This is a genomic window from Bacillus sp. AR4-2, assembly GCF_008274865.1.
Classification (GTDB): domain Bacteria; phylum Bacillota; class Bacilli; order Bacillales; family Bacillaceae_G; genus Bacillus_A; species Bacillus_A cereus.
Genome location: NZ_CP031062.1, coordinates 5,161,608 through 5,178,224 on the forward strand (window position 1 = coordinate 5,161,608; position 16,617 = coordinate 5,178,224).

Here is a 16,617-nt window from a genome sequence, read left to right on the forward strand (position 1 = left end):
AACAGCAAAAAAATAAAAAGGGCGAAAACTCGCCCTTTTTCATTAACAACAGCGCGATATTTTTCCACCCTTTGCGTTAAATCTTGCTTCTTGTGCCTCAGCAAAAAATTGCTTTTGACATAAAACCTCTTCTTCAGGATGATGCTTTTTCATATGCTCCACATATACTTCATAACTTGGTACCCCAACGAGCAAACTAATAAAGCGTTTTCTTTCCCTCCATACTTGCCACAGCTTTTTAAGCATAGTTCCTCGACTCACTTTCATCTCTCGGAATATATGGTGCCTCCTTTAACGGCATTGGCTTATTTCTTAATACTTGTATCCAAATTCGAAGTGCTGAAATTAACACAGCGATTACAACTATCATAAAAATCCCACAAAGCGCTGCATCAATATAATCATTGAAAATAATTTGCTTCATTTGAGCGACATTTTTAGCTGGCGCTAACACTTTTCCCTCATCTAATGCTCTCTGAAATACCTTTGCATGCGATAGAAATCCAATTTTAGGATTTTCATGAAATAGCTTTTGATACCCCGCCGTCATTGTTACAATCAGCAACCCGACAGTTGGAATAAGTGTTACCCAAACGTACGCCTTTTTTCCCATTTTGAACAAAATTGTCGTTCCAAGTAATAATGCAATACCTGCTAGCATTTGATTTGCAATACCGAAAAGTGGCCATAATGTATTAATTCCACCGAGCGGATCTATTACCCCTTGGTATAAGAAATATCCCCACCCTAATACACATAACGTTGTAGCGATTACATTCGCTAATGTAGAATCCGTTTTCCCAAATGGCTTATATACATGCCCTAAAATATCTTGAATCATAAATCGGCCGACACGCGTTCCAGCATCAATCGTTGTTAAAATAAATAGGGCTTCAAAGAGAATCGCAAAATGATACCAAAATGCCATCATGGCCGTTCCACCTATTACTTGTGAGAAAATATATGCCATACCTATCGCTAATGTTGGCGCACCACCTGTACGTGATAAAATCGTTTGCTCTCCAACATTTACAGCAAGATCTTTTAGTTCATTTGGTGTAATAGCAAATCCCCATGAGGAAATAACTTGAGCTGCCTGCGAGACATCTGTACCGATAAGTGCTGCGGGACTATTAATTGCAAAATACGTTCCCGGTGTTAATACACAAGCTGCAATCATCGCCATCGCTGCTACAAACGACTCCATTAACATTGCTCCATAACCGATTGGCTGTGCGTGTCCCTCTTGCTCAATCATCTTCGGCGTCGTACCTGATGAAACAAGAGCATGGAATCCAGACACTGCACCGCAAGCAATAGTAATAAATAAGAATGGGAATAAGTTTCCAGAGAACACAGGACCAGTTCCATCAATAAATTTCGAAACTGCTGGCATTTGTAAATCTGGTGCTACAATTAAGATACCGATTGCTAACCCTACAATTGTTCCAACTTTTAAAAATGTACTTAAATAATCACGTGGTGCTAAAAGCATCCAAACTGGTAATGCAGATGCAATAAATCCATATACAATAAGCATAATAGCAATTGTTTCACCACTAAATGTGAACATACTCGCAAGTGTTGGATTTTCTGCTACATACTGTCCTCCAACAAGAGATAAAATAAGTAGGATAATACCGATTACTGATCCTTCTCCAACACGACCAGGCCTAATATAGCGCATATAAACTCCCATTAAAATAGCGATAGGAATCGTTGCTGCTATCGTAAACATTCCCCAAGGACTTCCTATTAGTGCCTTTACTACGACCAACGCTAATACTGCTAATAAAATAATCATAATTCCTAAAATACCTATCATTGCAATTAGTCCTGTAACAGGTCCAATCTCATCTTTAATCATTTCTCCTAACGATTTACCATTACGTCTCATTGAAGCAAATAAAATAACAAAATCTTGGACAGCCCCCGCAACAACTACCCCAACAATAATCCAAATGGTCCCTGGTAAATACCCCATTTGTGCCGCTAAAATCGGTCCTACTAAAGGTCCCGCTCCAGCAATCGCTGCAAAGTGATGTCCAAACAATACCCACTTATTTGTTGGAACATAGTCTTTCCCATCATTTAATGTATGGGCTGGTGTTTGCCGATTATCATCTAAATTAAAAACCTTTCTCGCTATAAATCTACTATAAAAGCGATAAGCAACTGCATATACACATACGGCAGCTACTAAGAGCCATACAGCATTAATGGTTTCACCTTGTGATAAAGCTATTACCCCAAAAGCACCTGCTCCTACTGCTGTAATAACGCCCCAAAGTAAGATCGATTTCAATGTCTTCACATACAATTCCCCCAATACTATTTCTTAGTGGAGATTGTACTAAATTTTCTGAATATTTAACTTGAATCCTCCCTATCATGAAGGATTTTCAGTTTATCATGTTAAAATACTCTCATTATCTACTATAATTCAATGTTATTTCGAAGGCGTTTTACATAATTACGACTGACTGGAATCGGTTGCTCATCATACCTATCTAAATACAAATTATACGTGCCATTATAATAAGGTTTCAGTTCTTTTACATATGACATATTAATTAAATAGCTTTTATGTACACGTAAAAAATCATATGCATTTAGCTTATTTTCTAATTCCTGAAGTGTATATGTTGAAATATACTGATTATTCGTTGTGTAAATTGAAACAGTTTTATTTTCTTTATTTTTACTTACATATACGATATCTTCTGGAAGAATATATCGTATGCCCTCTTGACTTTCTATCGGTAGTTTTCGCAAATAACTCTTTGCTTTCTCACCTTGTTCTTTACCTATTTTATATAAAAGAAATTGTAAATCTTCTTCACGAAATGGTCGCAATAAATAATAAAATGCTTGGAAACGAAAAGCTGTAATAGATTCTTCTATGTTTTCACCTACAAAAATAAATTTTGTATAGCAATTTATTTCTCGTAATAAACTTGCATATTCAAAACCAGTACCATCTAGTAATTTGGAACTTAAAAAAACAAAGTCTGGTATATGTTTTTTCATCATAAATAAAGATTCAGTTCCTGTCTTTGCTTCAAAACATTCTACATTTCTCATATTTTCAGTGAAATTTTCAGCTAACTCTCTTCTCTCTTCTGCCTCTTCCATAATCAGTAAAATTTTCATTTCTTCAACCACCTAATTCTTTGTCCATATGTCCTGTTGTATACATTCGCTTTTATAAGAAATAATCCCTTTTTCTTACTATACCATTATTTATCTAAAAAAACAGAAAAAAGGAAACCACTTCGGTTTCCTCTCCCCCTTTATCCCGTACTAACTGCCTATAAAGAGCCGAGTAGTGTAGGATGATAAACGATCCAGGATACGTTTAAATTTTCACTTTATACTAATTCTCGTTGCTTCGTTTCCTGTCCAAGTATTATTACAGCGAACACACCAATTAAAATTGAGCCACAGAAAATCGTAAATATTAATGATAGTGAAGCTTCTGAGGCAACTAAATATCCCACTAATAGTGGCCCAAGGATACCACCGATACGACCAAATGCTGCTGCCATTCCTGCACCTGTACCACGAATAACCGTTGGATACTGCTCAGGTGTATAGGCGTATAATGCTCCCCAAGCACCTAAGTTAAAGAAGGATAGTAGCATACCTGCCACAATTAATACTGTTAATGAATCCGCAACCCCAAACAAATAAGCACTGCAAGCTGTCCCAATTAAATACGTAACCAAAACAAATTTACGACCGAGACGTTCAATAAACCAAGCAGCGGTGAAATATCCTGGAAGTTGAGCTAACGTCATAATAAGTACGTATTGGAAACTTTTTATTAAACTAAATCCTTTTAGCACCATTACACTCGGTAACCAAAGGAACATTCCATAATAGGAAAAGACAACACAAAACCATAGAATCCATAGCATAATTGTTGCTTTACGATATTCCCCAGACCAAACTGATTTTATATTTTCAATAACAGATGGCCTTTTTTCAACTTTTTGGAACCTTGGGGAATCCGGTAAATTCCATCTTAAATATAAAGCATATAGTGCTGGAATTGCACTCAATACCATCGCAACTTCCCAACCATATTTAGGAATAACAAAATACGAGATAAGAGCTGCAATTAGCCATCCACCTGCCCAAAAACTTTCTAATAACACAACAATTCTCCCACGCTCATGCGCTTCAACACTCTCTGATACTAGTGTAGAGGCAACTGGAAGCTCTCCGCCAAGCCCCATACCAATTAAAAAGCGTAAAACGAGAAACATTGCAAGTGTTGTTGTTAATGCAGTTAAACCACTACCGATAGAAAATAACAATAATGTAATAATAAAGACTGATTTCCGCCCTATTTTATCTGATAGTATCCCAAAAATAAGCGCTCCTACTGCCATACCGATTGAGTTAATACTGCCTATCCAGCCCATTTCTTGCGTACTTAATCCCCAATCCTTTTGCAAGGCTACCATTACAAATGAAAGCATTCCAACATCCATTGCATCAAATAGCCATCCAAGCCCAGCTATACCAAGTAGTTTGCGCTTCGAAATTTCTTTTACCTTGCCCACTAGAAGTCCTCCTCACACAGGTGTCTTTACACATCATTTTACATGTGTGAATTGTATAAGTAAAATACTTTTGTGTAAAAAATTCTCCTTCATCATTCCCAAAAAGTAAAACGTCTATCCCGATTGGTGAGAGCTAATAATCAGTGAGGATGCCTCACTGATTAAAGTTTCAATTTATTAAAAATGAACAAATAAAAAAAGCAGCGATATTTCGCTACTTTTTCGAACGCATTACTTCTTTTAAAAATTCCGCTAATACTAACTGACGACGCCAGCGTGTTGGATTACTGCATAATCTATAAAACCACTCTAAATGAATCGCTTGAATCCATTTTGGTGCACGTTTTACCTCTCCAGCCCATACATCTAAACTTCCACCCACTCCAACAGCCATTTTCGTTTCTAAACGATGCTTATTGTTTTGGATAAAGTTCTCTTGTCTCGGGAAACCAAGTGCAACAAGTAATAAATCTGGTTTTGCTTCTTGAATGCGAGAAATAATATTCTCTTCGTCTTCTTGTTTAAAATAACCATCTTGTATACCGGCGATGGATACAGCTGAATATGTCTTTGTTAAATGATCTGCTGCAGCTTGTACAACATGCGGCTTTGCACCTAATAAGAAAACAGATACCGGCTTACTATCTTCTGATAACTTCGCAAGTAAATTACACATTAAATCAAAACCTGCTACACGTTCTTTTAAAGGTGTACCAAGCATCCCGCTTGCCTTTACAACCCCAATACCATCAGGTGTAATTAAATCTGTATTCAATAATGTTTGATAGAACTTTTCATCCTTTTTTGCGCACATAACAATTTCAGGGTTTGCTGTTACTACCTGAAACGTATGAGTTCGCTCCGCTTCTAGTTGTTCTTTTAAATATTGGACCGTTTCATCCATTGTCATTGTAGAAAAAGGAACGCCTAGAATATCAACTGTTTGTACTGCCATAGTTAACTATCCTCTCTATCATTACAAGTTTTTTGCTATTAATTGCTTATATGTTTCCTTTGTATCTTCATATAGTTTTTGAAGTGAGAAGTTCATAGTAGCATGCTCATAAATATGTTTACCCATTGCTGCTAACTCTCCAGTTTTCCACTTATCATACGCTTCTTCTAAAGCTAATGCTAATGCCTTTCCATCACCTGTTGGCACAATCCACCCGTAAGTTTCATCTACGATTAATGGTTCAATTTCTCCAGCCCTAGTCACAATTGATGGTACGCGTTGATTTGCCGCTTCTAATAAAACTAGTGGGAACCCTTCACTATGGGAAGTTAATAAATTTACATGTGACGACGCAAATAATTGTTTTACATCTTGACGATGTCCTAAAAACTCTACTTTATCGTTAATCCCTTTTTCAGTAGCTAATGACTTTAGATTTTCTTCTAATGGGCCATCGCCAACTAATAATACTTTAATTTTCTCTAATTTTGTTTGTTGTAACGCATCGAATAAAACTTCATGTCCTTTGACGGGATGTAATCGTGCTACTTGGATTGCCGTAAATACATCTTCATCAATATTGAACATTTCTTTTTTATTATAGCCTTCTGCTTTTTCCTGATCGTATTCAATTCCATTATAAATAACATGCATCTTGTCATTTGAAATGCCTAATGCTGCCAAGCTTTTTTTCAATCTATTTGTTACAACGAAAAATAAGTCTATATTTTTTAAGGCTTTCAAATTTAATTTCGTAAAAATCCAACCTTTTAAGCCCTGTTTAGTAAAGTCTTGAAATGGATCACTATGAATAGTCGTTACCCATTTTGCCTTTATTCTCTTTTTCATTAAAGAAACATAGAAATTAGCCCTAGGACCATGTGTATGAACTACATCAAATTTTTCTTTATTAATAAATTCACTTATATTCTTTAAAATGGATAAATCATAGCGCGATTTTTGTGAAAACACATGGACTTTTATCCCTAACTCCCTTGCTTCCTTCGCAACAATTCCATCTTCAAATACTGCTAATTCTACTTCACCAGTTGGAAACTGATCGAGAAGTGAAATAATATGTGTTTTCCCTCCCCCATCTTCTGCTCCTGCATTCATATGCAATATTCTCATATTTTTTCCTCCTTTAAATCCTCGCTACGTTTCCATCTATTTTTATTTTACTGTACTAAAAAATAAAAGCTAACAAAAGTTAGCTTTTATTTTTATCATTCAATTTCTAGGTCTACTATTAGATAAGCTAACACCACTACAAAGTAAATTCCAACTCCTGGTGCTGTTAAAATATGTCCTGCAATATAAGCAATACCTAACGCTAACAATAAGCTTGCTGAAATCATTCCATATTTTATATTAAATATGTCCTTAAATCTCGTAGCAAATGCTAGTAGAATTCTTAGCCCGTAATAAATAAATGGAATCATTAGTAATACAAAGCCAATAATACCGAAATCGTAAAACCAATCATGGAAGTCCATTTCAATTAGTTTTGGATCTGGCTGCTTTTGTTCATTGTATTTAAAGTTACCTGCATAACCCATTCCTAATAACTTTTGTGACATTGGCGCTTCTTTAAAGAACTGCTTATGTCTTTCTTCATATACTTGACGTCCACTGAAAATAAGGTTTTCTTGATTTTCTTTCTTTTGCTCTTTCTCAAGTTCTTTCTTAACTTCCTCTTCTATCTTCGCCTTTTCTTCTGGCTTTTCAACTTTATGATGATTTTCTTCTTTTGCTTTAAGTTCTTGTTCTTTTTTCAACTTATCTTTAATTTCTTGTTCTTTTTGGCCTTGCTGAGCCACATTTTGCTCTGATAAATAATTATTATGAATGCCCATATTTTGTGCTAATGGTGTTTGTTTAAACGTTCCAACTACACCAGCTAATAGGACAATAGCAATTACTGCGTTAAGTGCAAGAGATTTTTTGTTCGGATTTTTTCTATTAAATAATAATTGTAGTACAATGATCCCGATTGCTGCTGCCAACGTAGCACCAATTGAGCCCATTCCTACTTTTGTACCAACTTGAATTAATGAGTAAATCATTAAAAGTGATGGAATCCAATATAAAATATGTTTCCAGCTCTTTGTTTTTTGAATAGAATATAGTACCACAATAGGGAAAATAATAGCTAAGATTGAACCTAGTTCATTCCCTGCATAGAACCAACCTCGAGAACCAACCTTCATCCATTCATAACTACCAAAGTCAGTAGATGTTGAAATAGAAATAACCATAATTGCGTTAATGATTAATGTAGAATATACAATACTATTTCGAACCTTATCACTAATATTAACTTTCGTTTTCAATGATTTTAAAGCTAAAATGTATGATCCCAGCATAATATATATATATAATGCTTTCGCAACGAATTTAACTTCTTCACCAAGTACAATAGGATCCTTAACTAGTTTGTTATTAATAAATCCTATCCCTAAAACGCCGGCTAATAATATAAGGTAAATTAAAAACTTTCTATTTTCCTTCTCTTTTGCCTGAATTAAAATGTAAATACCACCAACAGCCATAATAAGGAATCTTACTAAAATTCCAACGGTAGCATTTGACTTTAATAAAGTGATGCTAAGAGACGTTAATAAATCTAAAACAGGCTGTAAAATAATAAAAAAGAGCAAAAAATGCTCAAATCTAACCCTAGCTTGATTTGCTAACATTCCAAGACCTCCATACAAAATCTTAACATTATCTTTTAATCATAATTTATTATCGTTAAAACACACCTAGCAATTATAACATAACTCATATTTAAATTGAGAACTATTTTTATACCGAAACTAGCCAATCCATCGTAAGTAGTACTAGAAAATATTATCCTTTAGCTATCCTTCCCTATCTCTATAAAAACTATCTAACACTCTTTCACTTATTATCAGCATTATAGTAACATTTGTTATTCACTTTATTAATATATAATATTTAATAATTACAAAATGACATCCACTCGGCTACCCTACAACTAAAAATTAACCTTTCTTCTTTTTCTCCTAAACATTTTCAAACGCTTTCTTTATGTATTTTATCCGTTTTTCTACATGTAACGAAAAGTAATTGTTATTTCCAATACTTTAGTGTATATTTTTTCTCTGGAACATCTTTAAGAGGAAGGGATTAAGGCCATGTTATTAATCGATATATTTACGTTTCTTGGCATTATCGCCGCTGCCATTTCTGGTACATTAGTTGGTTTAAAAAAAGATTTAGATTTATTTGGTGTCCTTTGTTTAGCTGTAGCTACTGCGCTCGGCGGCGGTATTATTCGTGATATCATGATTGGTAACCTGCCCCCTGTCGCATTTGTAAAACCCATTTACTTTTTCGTAAGTGTATTATCAGCATTATTTACTTGTATGTTTTTTGAGCGTATCAATAAACTTCAAGTCGTTATTATGCTTTCTGATGCTGTTGGATTAGGCGTTTTTACAGCTATTGGTGCAAATGCGGCAATGTCACATCATGTTGACGCCTCATTTCTAGTTGTTTCAATGGGAGTCATTACAGGTATTGGAGGCGGTATTTTGCGTGACATTTGTGCTCAAGATATCCCTTACGTATTCCGAAAAGAGATTTACGCAATCGCTTCTATCTTAGGAGCAATTAGCTTCCTAATCACATACGCTATGGGGGCGCACGTATTAGCTTTCTATGTTTGTTTATTAGTAACATTCGTTATTCGTGTCGTCACTGTAATATATAATGTGCATTTCCCTGTTTTCTTTAAAACACATGCTAAAATTAATAAAGGCCATTAAGAGAATTCTATCTAGAATTCTCTTAATTTATATACTATTCAACGAACTAATATAGAGTAATTATATATAAGCATATATAATTACTCTATATTAGTTTTAAAATTGAAAACGTTTTATATACAGGGGGAAGAATGATGCTTGGGGTTTTCAGAAAAAATATTAATAAAACAAATGCCAGTATAATCGAATTAAGTAAGGACCAACAAATAACTTTTAATGTACCTACTAATTCTGAATTGAAAATTCAAATGGATATGCTACATATTTCAAAAGAAGATTTACAAGTTGTAAAAGTACTACAGCCTTTTATTTATGCAGAAATTGATTGGATTACTGAAAAATTCTATGCCAACATTACAAAACAACCTAATTTAATTACTATTATTGAACGTTACAGCTCTATTCCAAAACTAAAACAAACTTTAAAAACACATATTAAAGAATTATTCAGCGGCAATATGCATGAAGATTTCATTGAACAGCGTGTTAGAATTGCCAAAAGACATGTGCAAATTGGTTTACATCGAAAATGGTATACTGCTGCTTATCAAGAATTATTCCGCTCTATCATGAAGATTTTGCAAACAAAAATAACAACAATCGATGATTTTTCCTATTCTATAAATGTCATAAATAAATTATTCACTCTTGAACAAGAACTTGTTCTTGCAGCTTATGAATCTGAATATGAAAGAATGCAAAAAGAGCATGAGAAAGAAAAAGAACTAACTGCTATGACAATTACGCATATTGCAACAGAACTAGCTGCTGTATCTGAAAAGACAAGCTCTTCTATTCAAAAACTAACCGCTAAGTCTGAAACTATTGTAGAGATTGCTAAAACAGGTACATCATTAGCTACAACATCTGAAGAAAAAGCGAATAAAGGGAAAGAACAATTAAACCAGCAAAACAAACGAATGGGATCTATTCAAATTAATATGGAAACGATTATTACAGATACTCATGAACTTCTTGATATTTCTAACAAAATTAACGAAATCATAGATATCGTTAAATCAATCGCGGAGCAAACAAATTTACTCGCACTAAATGCTGCTATCGAGTCTGCACGTGCTGGAGAATTTGGGAAGGGGTTTTCTGTTGTTGCTGGTGAAATCCGAAAATTATCAGAGCAAACGAAAGAATCTATCTTTAACGTTACAAAGCTCGTCGAAAAAACAAATGAACAAATTATCCGTGTCTCGTCTTCCGTGAAACAAATTAGCTCTCTCGTATCAGAAGGAACCGATAGTATGTCGGCAACAGATCGATACTTCCAAGAAATTGTAAAAGATATGTCTAACTCAAAAGAACAGAATAAGAAAATTGAACATGAGCTACAAGCTATTTCACAAGTAATGAAAGGAATTCAAGATGATTCCTCACAAATGGCTCTAACAGCCGATAATTTACAACTAGAACTAAAAGTGAAACTTTAATCAGCCCTCAACAATCGGGCTTTTACGGGCAGTCTGCCCCCACCTAACTTCTTTGCTTTCGCTGATTTTGAGGTGGGGGGCTTACTGCCTGGAAAATAACGGGATAAAATTCAGGTCCGGCATCCTTTCCATTTTGCACTGACTACTAAATTTCATCTTCCATCAAAAAAAAGAATCCAGAATGGATTCTTTTTATTTTCTGAAAAATATTTTTTGACAATACATATAACTCATATAAACACCAAAGCTCTGCAAAATAAACAATGCCGGCATAATTACATTGTAATATGCCATATCTACTTGGAAAAGCCTTAACAATACGTAGCCACTAATTAAAAATAAGAACAACATATATCCTTCATTTTGTTGTTTCTTAATAAGGAAGTGCAATAGAGCTATAGTCATAAACAATGTTACGGCTATATATATCAGTTTTTCACATTTGAAAAGAATAGAATTTATCCCCTCATCTGAAAACTGATTTATCATCGGTTCTAAAAGTTTAAATCTTTCTCCCTCAATCTCTTTTAACTTTTGATCAATATGCTCTGTTACACTTTGATTTTTCGATATTTTTTCCTCATGTTTCGTTTTTCCAATTAAGACAGATTGAACATACGTCTCATTCGAAATCGTATATTGTGACAATCCCATTGCCTTAATTCCATAATTCACACCAAAATGAGTACTATAAAATAGAATAAGTATCCCTACCATCTTTAGTAACACTTTTTGTTTCGTTGCTGATTGAGACACTTCAATTAATAATACATATACAGTGATAAAAATAGGAAGAAATAATCCTATCGGGAAAATCATATTACTAAATGCAAATAAAACCGCTGAAAACACCCACATATAAGGATGATCTAACCCTTTATATAAAAGTATGTAACAAGCAAAATAAAATAAAAATATTGCAAGTGACTCAGGAGTTAATACGGAACTCAGCAATATATTTGGAATATACAGAGCATAAAATATAGAAGCAATACGACCGCATTCTTCTCCAAAAACCATTGCCGCAATACGATAAATAAAAAATGCGGTTCCTGCGCAAAATAACACATTAAATAGTTGTAAAGCGAATAATGTATCACCGAATATACGAATGATTACTGACTCATATATAATAAAAGGCAAATGAGTTACAGTCCCTATATTATTACCAATTGCAATCTGCTTTGCAGACTCATACATCACTTTCATATCACCAATTATTGGAGCATCTACAAATAACAGCATACTAAGCCTCACAACTATAGATATACTTATAAGAAAAATAAGAAATTGTTTATCTGTAAAACGATATTGTAAAATTGATGCCACTAACAAAATAAGTATGACGAAAATTGCCAATATGATTGTTACACTTGTTGTACTTCCTCCAAAGAATTGCTTACTTGTCTCAAATGCTACCCAACAACTATAAACGAAAAATGCGAGCATCGCACCGATCGTAATTTTATTGAAGAAAGATGAAAAATTTGTTTGTATATGATTCATATGTCCATTGCACCTCTATTTCCATTCATAACAAAATGATTCTATCATGAATGGGTACACGGCTGATAGGGAATTTCTATGACGAATACATAGTCATTACTTTTTACTTGCAATGTAAGCGAATCCTCTTTTACACTACATTTTAGATAAAATAAATTTTCTTTCAGTTACATGAATACAAATACAGAAGTTTAAATAATCCTCTTTTGGAATACACTTTACTTCATTAAATATCTAATATGAGTACTCCACTTACACATATTATTCTGATTGAAAACAGACTATAGGGGCTGAATATATGGAAAAGAAATTCATGCGAGAATCTAAAGCAATTAAGACAACACGTGTTTTTCCTAACGATTTAAATAATCACCAAACACTTTTTGGAGGGAAATTATTAGCAGAAATTGATAGTATCGCTTCAATTGCGGCTGCAAGACATAGTCGTAAACATTGCGTAACAGCATCTATTGATTCAGTTGATTTTTTAACTCCAATTCACCAAGCTGATTCTGTTTGTTATGAAGCATTTGTGTGTTATACAGGGAAATCTTCAATGGAAGTTTTCGTAAAAGTAATCGCAGAAAATTTATTAGCAGGCGAGCGTAGAATTGCTGCTACTTGCTTCATTACATTTGTGGCTATAAAAGATGGAAAACCTTCGTCCGTACCACAAGTACTACCTGAAACTCAGGAAGAACATTGGTTACACACAACCGGTTTAGAACGCGCGGAAAACCGAAAAAAGGGACGTTTAAAAAGTAAAGAGATGGCTGAAGTTTTAACTTTAAGTAAGCCTTGGAATATTTAACATAATCTTCTCATCATACATGCACAGGTCCTTCCTTGCATGTATTTTTTATTATAAAAAATACTATCGCTTGCTTCATCATAATGCGGAATGGATAGCGCTTCATTAAAAGATATATAAATAATAGTATTGGATATAAAGCAACTTGTAGGCGTAAGTACAATGCTAAAAAGTAGAAAATGTTTCGTTTTATGAGTATCAGCTAATTTTAAGCTCCAATATAATAATCCCAATGAAAAGAATAGAAACTGTCCTTCTGTTAAAGTTAAATTTCCCACAACAATCTCTGGAGGATACACCGCTAATAAGAAAGCACCTATTAATCCTGCAGCGGGATTCAATAAATAAGTACCAATCTTATAAGTTAGTAAAATAATAAGTACTCCTAATAGGATAATAATTAATTCAGCTACAAAAAGGCCTTTATTACCATTTCCAAAAAAGTAAAATACAGTAACTAAAAACACTGGAAAACCTGGCATAATATGAATAGGTGGTTTATCAAGCTCATGATATATTAACATTCCTGTTTCCAATAAAATAGTTGCCATTTTTTGATAACCTATATCATCGCTAGCTAGAGTCAAATCTGCACCATGTGTTTGTAAAGTTGCAAAACGAAGCGCAAATCGCCTTAACATTTCATATTCCCCCTTAAAATACATAATTTTCAAATTTTATTTATATATTTTCACAAGAAAATATATTCTATAATAAATACTTTTTATACAAAGTACAATAATAGAAAGTTGATTTACAAAGTTTATATGCGTTAAACTGATACAGATGTTCTTGTAATCTTCTTCCTTTCAAAAGGCTTGTATATATGGTGCAAGACATAAAAAATTTGAGGAGATAAAAATTCTATGATGGAACAAAAACAACTTGTTTCTGTTGTCATACCCCTGTATAACACAGAAAAATATATTGAAGAAACGATGCAGTCAATACTGGATCAAACATATAAAAACATTGAAATTGTAATTGTAGATGATGGAAGTAAAGATCAATCACCTTCTATCGTAAAAAATCTTGCAGAAAAATATCCGGGTCAAGTAAAATACGTTCACCAAAAAAACCAAGGTGTTTCAGTAGCTCGTAATACAGGGATTGAAAATGCTAGCGGAGAATATGTCGCTTTCCTTGATAGTGACGACTTATGGCATCCAACTAAAATTGAGAAACAAATCGAGAGTATGCATAAAAACAACATGGACGCATGCTATTGTGGTTATATGAATTTCTACGAAGAAACAGACGAAAAGATTGAGCATAAAACAAACTTTATTAAAGGTGATATGGCAAAAGCATTCTTAACACACCAAGTTGTTGCTCAAACAAGTACTTGGATTTTCAAACGCTCTATCGCAATGAATCATAATATCCGTTTTACACCAGGATGTAGCTGGGGAGAAGATTTGGAGTTTTTATTTAAACTAATGAGTGTGACAAATGTATGCTATGTCGATGAATACTTAACATATTATAGAATCTTATCAGAAGGAAATCTTTCTTCTAAGTATAAAGATTATGAATTAAAAACGACAAAAGAGTTGGAAGTATTCAATCGTATGAAAGATTGGGTACATAACAAATCTCAAGACTTCATTACGAAAGACCCTCAGTCACTTATTGAGATTCTTGAGACTTATTTATTCCCTTATACTGTTATCAATAATGCTTGTATATACATTAAAGAAAACTCTCAATTAAATAATGCCCAAGTTCAATTAATCAAAAAAGATATAAAGAAATATTGCCATAAAATCTATTCAAAAAACGGAAAGCGTAGTAAAAAACTATATGCAATGCTTTGGTTTGTACGAATTAAATTTCTGTTTTCTTAAACTGAAAATATAGTACTCACCTCTCTTTCCGTAAACAAATCAAATTTACAAATAGGACGAACGAAAAAGGTCCTAAAGAATAGAAAGGTTTTTTCTCATGAAAACAAATAAGATTCTTAAAAATGCCTCCTACCTATTTGTAGGAAATATTACTGTTCGATTTGTACTTGCTATTGCGACGATTCTCTTCGCAAGATACGTTTCTCCCGGTGAGTATGGGATGTTCACAACTGCATTAGCAGTTTCCGCTGTTATTTGTTATTTCACAGATGCTGGTTTGACACATACGTTTATGCGTGAAGGAACGAGAAAGGATGCAAATATTAGCGTACTAATCAGTAGTTATTTACGCATTCGTTTCGTATTAGCTGTCGTAATTTCTGTACTCTTCGCTATTTTTGCTCAGTTCTTCTATACTGATGCCTACCTACGCGCCATGGTATATTGGGTTGTACTACCAACAATGTTTGGAGCAACTTTACAAGGCGTTGGAATGGCTTATTTCCAAGTAACAGAACGTATGCAATTTACAGCGATTATTTCTGTACTACAAGGTGTAACAGCCGCAGCTGCGCTTCTACTCGGAATGTCGTTGAAATGGTCACTTATGACGGTCGCTGCTATGTATGGGATATCTAGTCTTGTAACAGGAGTCATCGCCTTCATAATGGTACTCCGCCATACGACAGTTCATAAGGGCTGGGACAAAGGGATTTTAGATCAACTGCTGATTTTCACAATCAATGGCATTATCATTATGCTTTTACCGCAGTTAGGCCCTATTATATTAGAAAAAGTTTCGACGTACGAGCAAGTTGGATTCTTTGGAGCTGCATCAAAAATACCTGCAGTCCTTTATCAAATACCTGGTGTAATTGCAGCAGCCTTTTATCCAAAATTATTTGCGTTTGGAAATGAAAAGAATATTGATGAACATAGAAAACTATCTCAGTTTGAATTAAAACTGATGTCTTTTTTAGGAATGGGAATCTCCATTCCATTTATCGCTGATCCAAGCTTTTGGATTGTTACTTTATTAGGCAAAGAATATGCGCCAGCTGGTGATGCTCTTGCCATTTTAGCCTTTATGGTCATTTTACAATCTATTAACTATCCACTTGCTGATAATTTAACGACAATTGGTCAACAATGGAAACGCGCAACAACAATGGGAATCGGACTAGCTGTTGCCGTTATAAGTTACATCGTCTTAGGTAGTCAGTTCGGAATGATGGGAGCTGCTATTGCCGCTATCCTTACCGAGATTACGTTATTAATCGGATTCACTCTATTTGTTCGTAAAGGCTTCTCGTTACTATTTAAAGGGATTATATTCAATACCTTAGCCTTTATCATCAGCTATATTCTATACCGTACAATATTAATTACCTTACCGCCATTAGTTGCTTTAACAATTACTGGTATATTATACGGTATTATCGGTCTTGCAATCGATCCACAAATACGCGGATTGATTTTAGGATTTATAAATAAAAAGCTGGCTCGAAAATAAATAAAAATAAAAACTTCAAATCAAATTTGAAGTTTTTATTTTTATCTTCTTCACTTAGAAAATGAGCCCTTTTTCAATCTATATCTTAAATTGACTTGCCTTTCTGGAATGATTATACTTGGAAACGAACAGCACTAGATGTACAACACCTATTATTAAGGTAATTCATAGTTAATTC

Annotated in this window: 13 protein-coding genes and 2 pseudogenes; 6 read left to right on the forward strand and 9 right to left on the reverse strand. The window is 34.0% G+C overall.

Annotated features, from left to right (window positions below; translation table 11 throughout):
- Positions 1 to 42 precede the first annotated feature (42 nt).
- From DN399_RS26710 to DN399_RS26745, 7 genes are all read right to left on the reverse strand, one after another.
- Positions 43 to 246, reverse strand: coding sequence for a YbdD/YjiX family protein (locus DN399_RS26710; RefSeq protein ID WP_000914505.1), 204 nt, complete (start codon positions 244 to 246; stop codon positions 43 to 45).
- The gene (gene cstA / locus DN399_RS26715; protein WP_000854314.1) at positions 239 to 2,314 is read right to left on the reverse strand and encodes a carbon starvation protein CstA; all 2,076 of its coding nucleotides are present in this window, start codon (positions 2,312 to 2,314) and stop codon (positions 239 to 241) included. The genes DN399_RS26710 and cstA overlap by 8 nt, the downstream gene beginning before the upstream one ends.
- A 122-nt stretch (positions 2,315 to 2,436) precedes the next feature.
- Positions 2,437 to 3,153 (reverse strand): LytR/AlgR family response regulator transcription factor, encoded by a 717-nt coding sequence (locus tag DN399_RS26720; protein WP_000698256.1) that lies wholly within the window; start codon positions 3,151 to 3,153, stop codon positions 2,437 to 2,439.
- Positions 3,154 to 3,371: 218 nt separating this feature from the next.
- Positions 3,372 to 4,571 carry an MFS transporter gene (locus DN399_RS26725; RefSeq protein ID WP_000521080.1) on the reverse strand — a complete coding sequence of 400 codons (1,200 nt, stop codon included), beginning with the start codon at positions 4,569 to 4,571 and terminating at the stop codon, positions 3,372 to 3,374.
- Between the two features lie 214 nt (positions 4,572 to 4,785).
- Positions 4,786 to 5,526 carry a WecB/TagA/CpsF family glycosyltransferase gene (locus tag DN399_RS26735; RefSeq protein WP_000290748.1) on the reverse strand — a complete coding sequence of 247 codons (741 nt, stop codon included), beginning with the start codon at positions 5,524 to 5,526 and terminating at the stop codon, positions 4,786 to 4,788.
- A gap of 21 nt (positions 5,527 to 5,547) precedes the next feature.
- Positions 5,548 to 6,657, reverse strand: a complete 1,110-nt coding sequence (locus DN399_RS26740; RefSeq protein WP_053563282.1) for a glycosyltransferase family 4 protein — start codon at positions 6,655 to 6,657, stop codon at positions 5,548 to 5,550.
- A 95-nt stretch (positions 6,658 to 6,752) separates the two neighbouring features.
- Positions 6,753 to 8,225 carry an O-antigen ligase family protein gene (locus DN399_RS26745; RefSeq protein WP_053563281.1) on the reverse strand — a complete coding sequence of 491 codons (1,473 nt, stop codon included), beginning with the start codon at positions 8,223 to 8,225 and terminating at the stop codon, positions 6,753 to 6,755.
- 462 nt (positions 8,226 to 8,687) lie between these two features.
- On the opposite strand from DN399_RS26745, the gene DN399_RS26750 reads away from it, so the two are divergent.
- The 3 genes and pseudogenes from DN399_RS26750 (at position 8,688) to DN399_RS28800 (ending at position 10,762) form a co-directional block, all read left to right on the forward strand.
- Positions 8,688 to 9,320, forward strand: coding sequence for a trimeric intracellular cation channel family protein (locus DN399_RS26750; protein ID WP_000924377.1), 633 nt, complete (start codon positions 8,688 to 8,690; stop codon positions 9,318 to 9,320).
- Positions 9,321 to 9,454: 134 nt separating this feature from the next.
- A pseudogene (locus DN399_RS28795) lies at positions 9,455 to 10,000 on the forward strand (protoglobin family protein); the annotation flags it as partial.
- A gap of 54 nt (positions 10,001 to 10,054) precedes the next feature.
- The gene (locus tag DN399_RS28800; protein WP_481747803.1) at positions 10,055 to 10,762 is read left to right on the forward strand and encodes a methyl-accepting chemotaxis protein; all 708 of its coding nucleotides are present in this window, start codon (positions 10,055 to 10,057) and stop codon (positions 10,760 to 10,762) included.
- 192 nt (positions 10,763 to 10,954) lie between these two features.
- On the opposite strand, the gene DN399_RS26760 is transcribed toward DN399_RS28800, so the two are convergent.
- Positions 10,955 to 12,268 (reverse strand): ArnT family glycosyltransferase, encoded by a 1,314-nt coding sequence (locus tag DN399_RS26760; RefSeq protein WP_149150101.1) that lies wholly within the window; start codon positions 12,266 to 12,268, stop codon positions 10,955 to 10,957.
- Positions 12,269 to 12,566: 298 nt separating this feature from the next.
- On the opposite strand from DN399_RS26760, the gene DN399_RS26765 reads away from it, so the two are divergent.
- A complete protein-coding gene (locus DN399_RS26765) occupies positions 12,567 to 13,079 on the forward strand; it encodes an acyl-CoA thioesterase (RefSeq protein ID WP_000412126.1) in 513 nt (170 codons plus the stop codon).
- Between the two features lie 61 nt (positions 13,080 to 13,140).
- On the opposite strand, the pseudogene DN399_RS26770 reads toward DN399_RS26765, so the two are convergent.
- Positions 13,141 to 13,744, reverse strand: a pseudogene (locus DN399_RS26770) (4-amino-4-deoxy-L-arabinose transferase); the annotation flags it as partial.
- 201 nt (positions 13,745 to 13,945) lie between these two features.
- Here DN399_RS26770 and DN399_RS26775 point away from each other — a divergent pair.
- Together DN399_RS26775 and DN399_RS26780 are read left to right on the forward strand one after the other, a co-directional pair.
- Positions 13,946 to 14,926 (forward strand): glycosyltransferase family 2 protein, encoded by a 981-nt coding sequence (locus DN399_RS26775; protein WP_149150103.1) that lies wholly within the window; start codon positions 13,946 to 13,948, stop codon positions 14,924 to 14,926.
- Positions 14,927 to 15,023: 97 nt separating this feature from the next.
- Complete coding sequence (locus DN399_RS26780) at positions 15,024 to 16,439, forward strand: oligosaccharide flippase family protein (protein WP_000856149.1); 1,416 nt, start codon at positions 15,024 to 15,026, stop codon at positions 16,437 to 16,439.
- The last annotated feature ends 178 nt before the right edge of the window (positions 16,440 to 16,617 follow it).

Coding starts and splice junctions, on each gene's coding strand:
- DN399_RS26710 (WP_000914505.1), bottom strand. CDS start 246: ATGCTTAAAAAGCTGTGGCAAGTATGGAGGGAAAGAAAACGCTTTATT.
- DN399_RS26720 (WP_000698256.1), bottom strand. CDS start 3,153: ATGAAAATTTTACTGATTATGGAAGAGGCAGAAGAGAGAAGAGAGTTA.
- DN399_RS26735 (WP_000290748.1), bottom strand. CDS start 5,526: ATGGCAGTACAAACAGTTGATATTCTAGGCGTTCCTTTTTCTACAATG.
- DN399_RS26740 (WP_053563282.1), bottom strand. CDS start 6,657: ATGAGAATATTGCATATGAATGCAGGAGCAGAAGATGGGGGAGGGAAA.
- DN399_RS26745 (WP_053563281.1), bottom strand. CDS start 8,225: ATGTTAGCAAATCAAGCTAGGGTTAGATTTGAGCATTTTTTGCTCTTT.
- DN399_RS26750 (WP_000924377.1), top strand. CDS start 8,688: ATGTTATTAATCGATATATTTACGTTTCTTGGCATTATCGCCGCTGCC.
- DN399_RS28800 (WP_481747803.1), top strand. CDS start 10,055: ATGACAATTACGCATATTGCAACAGAACTAGCTGCTGTATCTGAAAAG.
- DN399_RS26760 (WP_149150101.1), bottom strand. CDS start 12,268: ATGAATCATATACAAACAAATTTTTCATCTTTCTTCAATAAAATTACG.
- DN399_RS26765 (WP_000412126.1), top strand. CDS start 12,567: ATGGAAAAGAAATTCATGCGAGAATCTAAAGCAATTAAGACAACACGT.
- DN399_RS26775 (WP_149150103.1), top strand. CDS start 13,946: ATGATGGAACAAAAACAACTTGTTTCTGTTGTCATACCCCTGTATAAC.
- DN399_RS26780 (WP_000856149.1), top strand. CDS start 15,024: ATGAAAACAAATAAGATTCTTAAAAATGCCTCCTACCTATTTGTAGGA.